12 protein-coding genes are annotated in these 12,796 nt (G+C 65.8%); 6 read left to right on the top strand and 6 right to left on the bottom strand.

The features are described 5' to 3' along the window. Positions 1–154 precede the first annotated feature (154 nt). Complete coding sequence (locus AB4Z42_RS23910; protein WP_442011719.1) at positions 155–385, bottom strand: hypothetical protein; 231 nt, start codon at positions 383–385, stop codon at positions 155–157. A 31-nt stretch (positions 386–416) separates the two neighbouring features. On the opposite strand from AB4Z42_RS23910, the gene AB4Z42_RS23915 reads away from it, so the two are divergent. Then, positions 417–2,708: an ATP-dependent DNA ligase gene (locus tag AB4Z42_RS23915; RefSeq protein ID WP_442011720.1), complete on the top strand. Its 2,292-nt coding sequence runs from the start codon at positions 417–419 to the stop codon at positions 2,706–2,708. Between the two features lies 1 nt (position 2,709). Here AB4Z42_RS23915 and AB4Z42_RS23920 read toward each other — a convergent pair whose 3' ends face one another. Further along, positions 2,710–3,213 (bottom strand): VOC family protein, encoded by a 504-nt coding sequence (locus tag AB4Z42_RS23920; RefSeq protein ID WP_442011721.1) that lies wholly within the window; start codon positions 3,211–3,213, stop codon positions 2,710–2,712. Between the two features lie 90 nt (positions 3,214–3,303). Here AB4Z42_RS23920 and AB4Z42_RS23925 point away from each other — a divergent pair, with 90 nt between their 5' ends. Together AB4Z42_RS23925 and AB4Z42_RS23930 are read left to right on the top strand one after the other, a co-directional pair. Next, positions 3,304–3,792: a MarR family winged helix-turn-helix transcriptional regulator gene (locus tag AB4Z42_RS23925; RefSeq protein ID WP_442011722.1), complete on the top strand. Its 489-nt coding sequence runs from the start codon at positions 3,304–3,306 to the stop codon at positions 3,790–3,792. Between the two features lie 311 nt (positions 3,793–4,103). Next, positions 4,104–7,211: a Kelch repeat-containing protein gene (locus tag AB4Z42_RS23930; protein WP_442011723.1), complete on the top strand. Its 3,108-nt coding sequence runs from the start codon at positions 4,104–4,106 to the stop codon at positions 7,209–7,211. On the opposite strand, the gene AB4Z42_RS23935 is transcribed toward AB4Z42_RS23930, so the two are convergent. Next, positions 7,208–7,822, bottom strand: a complete 615-nt coding sequence (locus AB4Z42_RS23935; RefSeq protein WP_442011724.1) for an FHA domain-containing protein — start codon at positions 7,820–7,822, stop codon at positions 7,208–7,210. The two genes, AB4Z42_RS23930 and AB4Z42_RS23935, sit on opposite strands and share 4 nt — an antisense overlap. A 115-nt stretch (positions 7,823–7,937) precedes the next feature. Next, positions 7,938–8,936 (bottom strand): hypothetical protein, encoded by a 999-nt coding sequence (locus AB4Z42_RS23940; protein ID WP_442011725.1) that lies wholly within the window; start codon positions 8,934–8,936, stop codon positions 7,938–7,940. 218 nt (positions 8,937–9,154) lie between these two features. Between AB4Z42_RS23940 and AB4Z42_RS23945 the strand changes: the two genes are divergently transcribed. Then, the gene (locus AB4Z42_RS23945; RefSeq protein WP_442011726.1) at positions 9,155–10,120 is read left to right on the top strand and encodes a linear amide C-N hydrolase; all 966 of its coding nucleotides are present in this window, start codon (positions 9,155–9,157) and stop codon (positions 10,118–10,120) included. On the opposite strand, the gene AB4Z42_RS23950 is transcribed toward AB4Z42_RS23945, so the two are convergent. Further along, complete coding sequence (locus AB4Z42_RS23950; protein ID WP_442011727.1) at positions 10,117–10,992, bottom strand: TIGR03619 family F420-dependent LLM class oxidoreductase; 876 nt, start codon at positions 10,990–10,992, stop codon at positions 10,117–10,119. The two genes, AB4Z42_RS23945 and AB4Z42_RS23950, sit on opposite strands and share 4 nt — an antisense overlap. A 65-nt stretch (positions 10,993–11,057) precedes the next feature. On the opposite strand from AB4Z42_RS23950, the gene AB4Z42_RS23955 reads away from it, so the two are divergent. Further along, positions 11,058–11,330 carry a DUF4235 domain-containing protein gene (locus AB4Z42_RS23955; protein ID WP_442011728.1) on the top strand — a complete coding sequence of 91 codons (273 nt, stop codon included), beginning with the start codon at positions 11,058–11,060 and terminating at the stop codon, positions 11,328–11,330. A 22-nt stretch (positions 11,331–11,352) separates the two neighbouring features. Beyond that, complete coding sequence (locus AB4Z42_RS23960) at positions 11,353–12,567, top strand: MFS transporter (protein ID WP_442011729.1); 1,215 nt, start codon at positions 11,353–11,355, stop codon at positions 12,565–12,567. Here the strand turns inward: AB4Z42_RS23960 and AB4Z42_RS23965 are convergent. Further along, positions 12,507–12,794, bottom strand: coding sequence for a DUF4873 domain-containing protein (locus AB4Z42_RS23965; protein ID WP_442011730.1), 288 nt, complete (start codon positions 12,792–12,794; stop codon positions 12,507–12,509). The genes AB4Z42_RS23960 and AB4Z42_RS23965 overlap by 61 nt on opposite strands. Between the last annotated feature and the right edge of the window lie 2 nt (positions 12,795–12,796).

Genomic DNA, 12,796 nt, shown 5'->3' on the forward strand with positions numbered 1-12,796 from the left:
GGCTACCACCGAAGCACCTCGACACCGGCCAAGCCCGCGTCAACGACTACCACCGCCCCGAACGACTCCACCCACCCGACGACGACAAACCATCAGCCGAAGACAACGACACGCACGAACCCGGCGGACCAGAACCCAACGCCGCCTGAGGCGGTCAGCCGACGACGGCCGGATTGGTCGGGTCGAGGCCACTCGGCAGATTCGGGCTCAAGCCCGATCCTCCGTGGGTGACCTCCTGGTGCGCCATCGGCCGGCAGTTGTTGTCCATCGCCGTCTGATCGCCGGAGCAGTAGGGGAGAAGATCCTCGGGATCGGCGCCCGCGTGCGGTGCCGAAACGACGACCGCTGCGCCCGCGAGCAGGCACGCCGCAAAGATTCTCCTCATAGTCCAACGCTACGCCGGGTAATACCGTGGTGTGGTGGATCAGTTCGGACGGGTGAGGCTCACCAATCCGGACAAAGTGCTGTACCCGGCGACGGGAACCACCAAAGCCGAGGTCTTCGACTACTACGTCCGCATCGCCGAGGTGATGGTGCCGCACATCGCGGGCCGGGCCGTCACCCGTAAACGCTGGCCAAACGGCGTCGACGAGCCGGCGTTCTTCGAAAAGCAGCTGGCGTCCTCTGCGCCGGACTGGCTCGAGCGGGGTTCGATCACGCACAAGTCGGGCACCACCACGTACCCGATCATCAACAGCGCCGAAGGGCTGGCGTGGATTGCGCAGCAGGCGTCGTTGGAAGTGCATGTGCCGCAATGGCGGTTCGTCAGCACCTGGACCAGAGACGAAGGAGCCGACCGGACGCCGGGGCTCGCCACCCGAGTGGTTTTCGACCTGGACCCCGGCGAAGGCGTCACGTTCCGGCAACTGTGCGAGGTGGCGCACGAGGTACGCGAGCTCATCACCGGCATCGGACTCACCACCTTTCCGTTGACCAGCGGCAGCAAGGGACTGCATCTGTATGTGCCGCTGGAGAAGCCGATCAGCTCGCACGGAGCTTCAGTGTTGGCCCGCCGCATCGCGGTGCAGCTCGAGAAAACCATGCCCAAGCGCGTGACAGCGACCATGACCAAGAGTCTTCGAAGCGGCAAGGTGTTCGTCGACTGGAGCCAGAACAACGGCAACAAGACGACGATCGCGCCGTACTCGCTGCGCGGCCGCGACGAGCCGACCGTCGCCGCGCCGCGCACCTGGGAGGAGATCGAGGATCCCGATCTGCGGCACCTGCGCTTCGACGAGGTGCTCGAGCGGGTGGACCGCGACGGCGACCTGCTGGCCCCGATGGACGCGGACGCACCGGTTGCCGACGCCCTCACCACCTACCGCAGCATGCGTGATGTCGGCAAGACACCCGAGCCGGTTCCCAACGCCGCGCCGAGCGCGGGCAACGACGACTTCTTCGTCATCCAGGAACACCATGCACGGCGGCTGCACTACGACTTCCGGTTGGAGCGCAACGGTGTGCTCGTCAGCTGGGCCGTGCCGAAGAACCTGCCCGACACGCCATCGGTCAACCACCTGGCGGTTCATACCGAGGACCACCCATTCGAGTACGGCAGCTTCGAGGGCGAGATACCGAAGGGTGAGTACGGCGGCGGCAAGGTGATCATCTGGGACACCGGCACTTACGAGACCGAGAAGTTCCGCGACCACTCCCCGGACGGCCCCGACAAGGGCGGCGAAGTCATCATCACGTTGCACGGCAAGAAGATCGACGGCCGCTACGCGCTGATCCAGACGAACGGCAAGAACTGGCTGGCGCACCGGACGAAGGAGCAGGCCAATCCGCAGGCAAGCGATCTGGCGCCGATGCTCGCCACGGAAGGCTCGATCGCGAAGATGACCTCGGGGCAATGGGCGTTCGAGGGCAAGTGGGACGGCTACCGGGTGCTCGTCGACGCCAACCACGGCCGGCTCAACCTGCGATCCCGCCGTGGCCGCGACGTCACCGACGAGTATCCACAATTCGCCTCGCTCGCAGCCGATCTCGCCGATCACCACGTCATCCTGGACGGTGAAGCCGTTGCGCTCGACGAGGCGGGTGTGCCCAGTTTCGGCGAGATGCAGAAGCGTGCGCGATCCACCCGGGTCGAATATTGGGCCTTCGACATCCTCTACCTCGACGGTCGGTCGCTTCTCAAGGCCAAATACTCCGACCGTCGCCGTCTACTGGAGGCGCTGGCCGAAGGCTGCGGTCTGATCGTGCCGGACCTGTTGCCCGGCAACGGGTCCGAGGCGCTGGAGTACGCGCGGGACAAACGATGGGAGGGCGTGGTCGCGAAGAAGCGGGATGCGACCTATCAGCCTGGGCGACGGTCGTCGTCGTGGATCAAGGACAAGATCTGGAACACCCAGGAGGTGGTGATCGGCGGCTGGCGCAAAGGTGAGGGCGGCCGGTCGAGCGGTATTGGCGCGTTGATGCTCGGTATCCCGGCCGACGGTGGTCTGCAGTTCGTGGGACGCGTCGGCACTGGGTTCACGGAGAAGGAGCTGACGAAACTCAAGGGCATCCTCAAGCCGCTGGAGACCGACGAATCACCTTTCAACACACGTCTTTCGAAGGTCGACGCCAGGGGAGTCACCTTCATTCGCCCCGAACTGGTCGGCGAAGTGCGATTCAGCGAACGGACCTCCGACGACCGGCTGCGTCAAGCAAGTTGGCGGGGTCTGCGCACCGATAAGGAACCGTCCGAGGTCGGGTGGGAATGATTCAGGCGCCGGACAAGGGTTCGTCGGCCGTGCGGATACCGGACCAACGATCGACTTCTGTTGCGAGGTCGAGGCGTTCGACGACGGCGGTCTGGGCGTAGTCGCCCCACTGTGACCGCGGGAGCATCCACATGATCTCGAACTCATTGCCGTCGGGATCGGCACCGTAGACGCTCTTGGTGGCGCCGTGGCTCGACTCGCCGGTGTAGGAGTGAGAGTCGATCAGCTTCTGCCGGAAATCGACGAGTTCGTCGATTGTGTCCAGTTGCCACGCGAGGTGATAGAGACCCACCGACGGCTGCGACGGCCGAACGGCCCCGCTGATGCCGAAGAGCCCGAGGTCGTGGTGGTTTCCGGAGCGGGGCAGGCGCAGGAACGCGGCGCTGAGACCGCCCTCGCGGCTGACGATCTCCATGCCGAAGACGGCGCTGTAGAAGTCCACCGCTCGGTCGACGTCGGCGACGAACAGCACCGCATGGTTCAAGCGGACGGGGGAGACGCGCATCGGTCGGATCCTTTAAGTTTGTTGTAGCTACAACAAAGAACGTTAGCAGATGATTGTTGTAGCTACAACTTTCTGTGGGATGATGGCCCCGTGGCCGGCGGTGGGTTGAATCAGCGAGAACTTTCGGCATGGGTCCGGCTCGCGTCGGTCCTCGAGCTGCTGCCCGGTGCGCTCGACACCCAGTTGCGCCGCGACGCGGGTCTGATGCACTTCGAGTACTTCGTCCTGGCGATGCTCTCGGAGGCGCCGCGGCGCACGCTGCGCATGAGCGCGCTTGCCGCACAGACCAATTCCACCCCGGCACGTCTCTCTCACGTGGTCAAACGGCTCGAGGAGCATGGTCTGGTGGAACGCACACCGTGTCCTGGAGATGCCCGCGCCACCAATGCGCGTCTCACCGCCGCCGGCTGGCGCAAGGTACGGGAGGCGGCACCGGGCCATGCAGCCATGGTGCGGCACCACGTCATCGATGCGCTGACACCGGATCAGGTGGGGCAGCTCGCCGATATCGCAGAAGCCGTTCTCGGCCGGCTCGACCCGGAGCAGCACATGTCGGCGACCTATCACAGGTACGACTGACTCGGCGCCAGTCGCGAATACCCCGACCGCACGATTCACGCGGACAACGAGCGCAGGATGGCCCCGCCACCTCATCGACGAGGCAGCCGGTTTCGCCTCAGCCGGCTGATCCAGCGCCCTACCCGCACTCGAGCCAGCTGTTTGACGGGCCGTTGAACCTTTTCACCTCGAACTCGTTGAACCTTTTCACCTCGAACTCCGTGTCCCCTGCGAAACAATGAATGCCCTGCTTGTGACGGCAATGCTGGGTACGTTGGGGCGGAGCATCCGCATTTGGGGCATATCGGCATTTCATGGGAGGGCAAAGGCACATGGCGGGCGGGATAGCGTCTGAACTGGCAGCCGCCGGGTTCGATGACGCCGTCGAAGTTGGCCGGGGCGGCAGCGGCGTGGTTTATCGCTGCTTCCAGAAGTCCCTCGGCCGGACTGTCGCCATCAAGGTGCTCGCATCCGATCTCGACGATTCCGACCGCGAACGTTTTCTGCGTGAGGGTTACGCGATGGGAGCGCTTTCGGGCCACCCGAACATCGTGAACATCCTTCAGGTCGGCGTCACCGAAAACGGGCGGCCCTTCATCGTGATGCCTTACCACTCGGTCGGTTCGCTCGCGGAGCGGCTGCGCCGAGAGGGCCGTATCGCGTGGCCCGACGCACTGCGCATGGGCGTGAAATTGTGCGGTGCGCTCGAGACCGCGCACCGCACAGGCACTTTGCACCGCGATATCAAGCCCGCGAACGTGCTCTTCAACGACTACCGCGAGCCGCAATTGAGCGACTTCGGGACCGCGCGAATCGCCGGTGGCTACAAGACGGTGACCGGGTTCTTCACCGGCACTCTGTCGTACACCGCGCCCGAGGTGCTCGCAGGCAATCCGCCGACGGTCGTCGCCGATGTGTACTCGCTCGGCGCCACGATCTACGCGCTGATCGCCGGTGGCCCGCCTCATGAGCGCAAGGCCGACGAGGATCTGATCGCGCACTATCTACGGATCACGTCGACGCCCGTGCCGGACCTGCGTCCGCACGGGATCCCCACCGATGTCTGCGCCGCGATCGAGAAATCAATGTCCCGGGAGCCCGGCGAACGCCAGGCGTCGGTGGCCGAATTCGGCCGCGACTTGCAACTGGCGCAGCGTCACAACGGGTTGACGGCCGACCCGATGGCGCTCAGTGACCCCGGCGGTGAGTTGGAGCCGACGGGCGGGACCAGGGCAGTGCCGCTGTCTGGGTCATCTGACCGGATCGAGGCTTCTCCGCCCAGCGCCGGCTTCTCTGTATCCGGCACCGAGATTTCCTCACCCAGCATCGGGACGCCTGCACCCGCCGCCGACGTGTCCGAATCCGTTGTATCGCCGGTCGTCCCGAAGGGTTCGCCCCCGAATCTGGACCCGAACATGTTCGCCCACACCACATCGGTCAGCTTGGGGAACGTGCCCTGGCAGGCCACGCCGCCCCCGCCGGCCCTCCCGGTCCCGCCTGTCGCGCCGCCCCCGCAGCCCGAACCCGGGCCGTCGGCCACGGGGGACAAGCGTAATCAAAAGAGACTCCTGATCTTGATCGGCGCCGCCGCGGCCGTGGTGCTCCTGGTGATTGCCAGCGTCGTCATCTTCACGGGCACCCGGGACGACGACGGCGGTCCACAGCAAGCCGGCCCCAGACAACCGGCCGTCGAGATGCAGCCGGAGTGGGAACCGGTCTCGGACGCGCGCGTTGCCCGTGGCGCGGTGGCGTCCACCGACGCCGATGGCACCATCTGGGTCTTCGGCGGCTTGGGCGCGGGCAACCGTGTCAGCGCTGCCCATGAGGGTTTCGACCCGGCACTCGACAGCTGGAAGGGCGGCGAGGAGTTACCCGTTCCGGTGCAGCGTGCGATGGCCGTGACATGGGAGGACACCCCGGTCGTGCTCGGCGGTTGGCGCACCGACGGCTCGAATCGTGAAGCGGCCACGGACAAGGTATGGCGGGTCGTCAACAGCAAGTGGGTCGAGTTGCCGCCGCTGCTTCAGCCGCGGGCGGCCGCTTCCGCCGCCGTCGTCGACGACCTCCTCGTCGTCACCGGCGGTGTCGATGCAAACGGCAAGCTGTTGAACACCACCGAGGTATATGACGGCACCGGATGGCGGCTCGGCGCACCCATGCCGACGCCACGCAAGCTATCCGGCGCGGCGTCCGACGGCCGGCTCGTGTACACGGTCGGCGGCTCCAACGGCTCCTCGGATCTGGCGACGGTCGAGGCCTACGACCCCGTCGCCGACACGTGGACGACCATGCCCGCGCTTCCGGAGGCGCGCAGCGACTTTGGCGTCGCGATCACCGACTCCCGGCTCGTGGCGGTCGGGGGTATGTCGTCGGGGCAGGTCCTCAGCAGCGTGGACGCGCTCGACCTCACCACCGCGACATGGACCGCCCTGCCTGACCTCGCGACGGCGCGACACGGGTCGGCGGTCGCGGCAGTGGGCAAGACCGTGTACGCGATCGGCGGGTCGACCGCGGCCGCCGACAACCAGGTGACTGCGTCGGCAGAAGCCCTGAAACTCGCACCGCGCAAGCCGCAGCCCGCGGCGGAATGGCGGCCGTTACCGGATGCGCCGACCGCGAGGTTGATGATGGCCTCGACGGTGCTCGACGGAAAGATCTATATCGCGGGCGGCATGCGTGGGCACGCCGAAACACTCGACACCTTTGAAAGCTTCGATCCCAAGACCGGGGATTGGGAATCGCTTCCGCCGCTGCCCATTCCGCTGAATCACGCGGCCGCCGCCGCATTCCGTGGAGAGGTGGTCGTCATCGGCGGTGCCACCGACACCGTCGCTCAGGCGTCGAACAAGGTTTTCGCCTTCCGCAACGGGAAGTGGGAGGAGCTGCCGAGCCTCCAACATGCGCGGGCCGCGCCGGGTGCCGCGGTCGTCGACGACAAGCTCATCGTCGTCGGGGGACAGAACGACAAACAGCTCGTCACACAGACCGAGGTGTTCGACGGCAATTCTTGGACCTCGGCCGCCGACCTGCCGACCGCGCGTGAACATATGGCCGCAGTGTCAGATGGCGTCTACATGTACACGATTGGCGGTCGTGCACTGAGCGCCGACGACAACATGGCGGCCTTCGAGCGGTTCGATCCGGAAGCCGGTACCTGGGAGAAGCTCCCCAACATGCCCACCCCACGCGGAAGCTTCGGCGCGGCACTCGTCGATGGCCGCATCGTCGCCGTCGGTGGCGAGGAACCGACGCGAGTGCTGCCCACCGTCGAGATGTATGACATCTCCACCGGGAAGTGGTCGACGCAGGCGCCGATCAACACGCCGGTGCACGGTGAAGTGGTCGCCGGGGTAGACACGACTGTCTACACGATCGGCGGTGCGGACCGGCCGAGCCATGAAGGTCCGGTGGCCACCGTCGAGGCGCTTGACTTCAGCTAGCTCCCGCTGTCGCGCAGCTGTGCGATCGTGACGGCGCCGCGGCGCAGCGCCTCGTTGGCCAGCCGAACCCGGCGGTCCCCTTCCGTGGGGATGGCGAACTTGTCGTAGAGGTTCTGCAGATGCTGTTTGACGGCTGCCTCGGTGACGTACAGCTCGCCCGCCATCCGCCGGACCGATGCCGGCTCGGGGAACGGATCATCGGAGACCAGCGGCCGGCACAACACCATCAGCACGTCGATCTCGCGTCTGGTCAGCCTCGGCGGGAGCTGAGCGGCGTCGGGCACGATGGTCGCTTCATCAGGCGGTTGGCCGGATTGGCGTGCCTGCAGGTACACCACCCGTGACTTCCCGACGCGGACTTCGTCACCTGAACGCAGAACACGTTCCGCGGCGATCTTCTCGCCGTTGACGAACGTGCCGTTGCGACTGCCCATGTCGCGAATCGACCATGCCGAACCGTGGTTCTCGAAGATCGCGTGCAGCCGGGAGACGGTCGGGTCGTGCTCGAGAGCCACCGCATTGGTCGAGGCCTTCCCCAGCGTCACTCGCTCACCGGTCAACGGGACCAGTTCTCGACCCGACGGCCTGAAGACTTCCAAATGGGAAGACATGGGACCTCCTATCGGGGCCAATTTTCACCCAGAGAGCCGGTCCCTGGTCCCGAACGCGCCGTGCACGTCGCCGCGGGCCGCCGGGAAAGTCCCCGACGGCCCGCGGCCGGCATGCCTAGTGCGGCGAATGGGTGATCTTCTTTTTGAAGCGGATTGCCCTCTTGGCCAGCGCCGACTCCGACAGGGGAGGCCATGGCCACCCGCTGTTCTCCCCGCGCGGCGCCTTCAGGAACGCCAGCCCGAGGAACAGGCCGAAGATCACGTGCCCGAGCAGGGTGATGATCACCGTGGCGGTGTTCAGCGGAAACATCCTCTCCTCACCGTGGGGTGACAGCGCGACGGTCGCCATCAGACCGGCCCAGGTGGGAAAGACTCCGAAAGCCACGGCGGCCAGCACCGCGTAGACGTTCTTCCACCGGTCGATGCCGATCGCGTACGCGACGACGAAGAAGGCGACGCCCAGCCCGCCGGCATCGCCGAGGTACCGATAGACGTAACCCACCGCCGCACTGCCCGTCGTGTCCGGCTCACCGGTGACGAACGACCCCATCACGAGGATGAAATCGCCCATCAGTCCCAGCACGTGGACGGCGAACAACCTCGCTGCGTCGTACACGATGCATGCGACCATGCCTGCGATCAGGCCGCGTCCGACGATCATGTCGATCCGGTGCGGCACGAACGCGATGAGCGTTGCGAGAACGGCGACCAACGAGATGGTCACCATGGTGACGGTGGCCTGCGATACGAGACCGAACACCTCGCCGGAGATCGCGAGGATGGGCATCGATGCCAGCAACAGCACCAGGCCGATCCGTGCGTACTCCCACCTGTTCGGCGGCTTGGCCTCCGCCTTGCTCAGGTCGATGTAGCGCTGCCGGATGGTGTTCGTGAGCTTGGCGACGACCGGAACCTCGACGAGCGGGCGTAGCCGGACGGTCACGCCGTCGGAGCCGACGGGGACCAGTGCCTTCAGCCGCGCCGTCATCGGATCGGCGGCCTTCGGAGCCTCGGGGGTCGGCGGCAGCAGTTTGATCGGCAGATCGCCGGGGCGCAGCCGCACTGTTTCTTCAGGGGCCGGATTGGTGGTTCCGGTCGGTGCTGTCGTGGACATCGGACTTCCTATTTCATTTGTCTAGACGATCTGCACGATCGCTTTCAGCTGTGTTGGACGATATTTATGATGGTTTTCGAAGCAAATCCGGGTAATCGCTGCGAAGTCAGTTTTCGATGCGCAGGGGATAGGTTTTCCTATCCGCCAGGTGAGTACCGCCGCGAAGCCTTCGTCTGACGTGGCAGGCTGAGCATTCTTCGGGAGGTGGCGACGTAGATATGTGCACGCGCGTGTTGTGGAACACCGACGGCAGATACGTGATGGCGGGCCGCACGATGGACTGGCCCGAGTCCACGCAACCGACCATCGTCGCGTTCCCCCGCGGGCGTGAGCGAGACGGCGGCAAGGTCGGCGAAGCCGTCGCCGTCGCGGACAATCCCCTGCGCTGGACCAGTCGCTACGCCAGCCTGGTGACCACCGTGTACGGGATCGGCACTGTTGACGGGTTCAACGAGGCGGGGCTCGGGCTGCACGCCCTGTACCTCAAGTCCACGGACGTCGGTGCCCGCGATTCGGGTCGGCCGGGACTCCAGATGGGATTGTTCGGTCAGTATCTGCTCGACCAGGCGGGCACCGTCGCCGATGCCCTGGCGCTGCTGGACACGTTCCAGCCGGTGATGGTGGAAGCACACGGGCGGCAGGCCACCATTCACTTCGCGCTCGAGGACGCCGGCGGAGACTCGGCGATCATCGAGTTCGCGGGAGGCGAACCCGTCATCCACCACGGCCGTCAGTACACCATCATGACCAACGACCCGACCTACGAGGAGCAGTTGGGTTTGCTTGCGCAGCAGGACTTTTCGCACCCGAGCAGTGACATGCAACTACCCGGCAACGTGAACCCGAGGGACCGGTTCCAGCGCGCCACCTACTACGCGTCGCTGCTGCCCGAGCCGACCGAGACCCGGCAAGCGGTGGCGAGCCTGATGGCCATCATGCGAAACGTCTCGGTCCCGTTCGGTGCCCCCTATCAGGACTTCGGCGTATACAACACCGAGTACCGGACGGTGTCTGACCTGAAGGACAAGCTGTACTTCTTCGAACTGTCCACCAGCCCCAACGTGATCTGGATCGAGTTCGACGCATTGAAACTGGGCGATCAGCCGTTGGAGATCAACCCGTACGACACCACTCTGGTCGGGGACGTCACGTCCCGCCTTCAGCCGCAACAGGTGCCGTTCTAGAGCTTTGCGATGACCTTCTCGCCGTACTTCTCGATGGCGCGGAGTTTGTTCTCCAGCGGTTCGGGGTCGGGTCCGACGGCGTAGGGCATCCGGAAGCCCACCATGATGTTGGTGACGCCCCGGTCCTCGAGGCGTTTGATGCCGTCGGGCTTGTACGCGTCGAGGGACTGAGCGTGAATCTCGAACGGGCCGGTGCGGCCCTCCTCCTCGCGAAGTTCGTTGAGCCGCTTGATATATCGGTCCAGTGCCTCAGGGTCGCCGAGGTCGCCGCCGCCGTGCATCCAGCCGTCGTTGCGTGCCGCGCGCCGCAGGGCGGCCTCCGCGTGCCCGCCGATGAGGATCGGGATCGGCTCGGTGGGCGCAGGCGACATCTTGGTCTTCGGGATGTCGTAGAACTCGCCGTGGAACTCGAAGTAGTCACCGGTGGTCAGGCCCTTGACGATCTCGATGCACTCGTCCATCCGCTTGCCGCGCCTGGCGAACGGCACGTCCATCAACTCGTAGTCCTCGGGCCACGGGCTGGTGCCGACACCGAGGGCGAGCCGATTGTCGAACATCGCGGCCACCGAGCCGGCCTGCTTGGCCGTCAACGCGGGCGGGCGGATCGGCAGCTTGAGCACGTAGACGTCGAACCGCAGCGTGGTGGTGACCGCGGCCAGTGCGCTGGCGAGGACGAACGTCTCGACAATTTCCTTGCCGTCGAGGAATTCGCGGTTGCCGTCGGGGGTGTACGGATACTTCGAGTCCGACTCATACGGGTAGGCCACGCTGTCGGCGATCGTCATGGCGTGGAACCCGGCCGCCTCGGCCGCCTGGGCCAGCGGGATGTAGTACTTCGGGTGGGTCAGTGATTCCGCATAGGTGAAGCGCACGTGCCGATACTAGAACGTGTTCTAGTGCGAGGTTTGAGGAACGGGTTCACGGGAACGTGTTGGCCATGAGCGCTACATCCAAGGCCCTGTACACGCCACTGTCGATCGCGATGAGCGTGGCGGGCGGCTTATTGGCGGGCAAGGTTTTCACCGAAATCTGGCAGCGGGTCAGCCCGTCGGATCAGGAGCCGCCGGAACCGAAGGACCTGACCCGCTCGACGCGCGAGGCGCTGATCGCCGCCGCGGTGCAGGGCCTCATCTTCGGTTTGGTGCGCGCTTCGGTGGACCGTGCGGGCGCAAAGGGATATCGCGCACTCACCCACGAAGATCCGCGGTAGCGGGCACGGCATCATGGCCTAGGTGCGCACCTGGCTCACCCGCAATGTGCGGGTGCTTTCGGCCGTGTCCTTTCTTCAGGACACCGCCAGCGAGCTTCTCTATCCACTGTTGCCGATCTATCTGACGAGCGTGCTCGGCGCGCCAGCGGCAGTCGTCGGCGCCGTCGAGGGGGTGGCCGAAGGCGCAGCGTCGCTCACCAAACTAGCGGCGGGTCCGCTGGGCGACCGGTATGCGAAGCGCCCGCTGATCGCCACGGGGTATGGGATGGCGGCGCTCGGCAAGGTGATGGTGGCCGCCGCAACCGGATGGTCCGGTGTGCTTGCCGGCCGCGTCGTCGACCGCCTGGGCAAGGGAATTCGCGGCGCGCCTCGCGATGCGCTGCTCGTTGCCGATATCGACGCGTCGGCCCGCGGGAAGGTCTTCGGATTCCACCGCGCGATGGACACATTCGGCGCGGTGGTGGGGCCGCTGCTCGGGCTCGTCGGCTACGAGCTGCTCGACCACCAGATCGCACCGCTGTTGTGGGTGGCCGTCGTCCCCGCGGTGCTCAGTGTCGCGTTGGTGTATCTGGTTCGCGAGAAGCGAGCACCGGCGCCGAGCGGTGCCAGCCGCGCGCTGTTCGCACGGGTAGGGGACCTACCGCGGCGCTATTGGCGAGTCACGGCGCTGGTCGTCGCGTTCGGGCTGGTGAACTTCCCCGATGCGCTGCTTCTCCTGCGGCTCAACGAGATCGGCTTCTCGGTGGTCGAAGTGATTCTCGCGTACGTGACGTACAACGCGGTGTACGCGGTGGCGAGCTACCCGGCGGGCATGCTGGCCGATCGGGTGGGCAAACCCGCGGTGTTCGGTATCGGCCTGGTGTTCTTCGCGGTCGGGTACACGGGCCTGGGGATGACGAGCGACACGGTCACCGCATGGCTGCTCATCGGGGTGTACGGACTGTTCACGGGCTGCACGGATGGTGTTGGCAAGGCTTGGGTTTCGTCACTCGTCCACTCGGATCTGCAAGGCAGTGCACAGGGCGTCTTCCAAGGGCTCAGTGGTTTCTCGATACTGGCGGCCGGCTTGTGGGCGGGCTTTCTCTGGGGTGCGGACGGACAGCTGCCGCTGCTGATCTCCGGGGTCGCCGGTGGTGTTTTCGCCGTCGTGACGCTGGCGATCGCCGTCCGCACTCACTACAGCGCCGCGAAATCCTCGAGCGGGAACGGCGGGGCTCCGACGCCCGCCACCGAATAGCCGCCCTGTGGCGGACGCTCGGTGATCCGCGCTTCGGCGCAGCTCTCACCGATCGAGAGCGTCACGGGCTGTGGCAATCTGGCGCCGTCGGGCAGTATGTCGAAAACTGTTCCCTGCCAGTGGTATCGGCCGTCGATGGGGTCGAGGTGGCCGCAGAGACACACGCGCACCGTTCGCTCGACACCCGCGACGGCGACCGTCGCAGGCCCGTCGTACAGGTCGCTCATTG

It is taken from the genome of Mycobacterium sp. 2YAF39 (genome assembly GCF_052114565.1).
In the GTDB taxonomy this organism is placed as follows: Bacteria; Actinomycetota; Actinomycetes; order Mycobacteriales; family Mycobacteriaceae; genus Mycobacterium.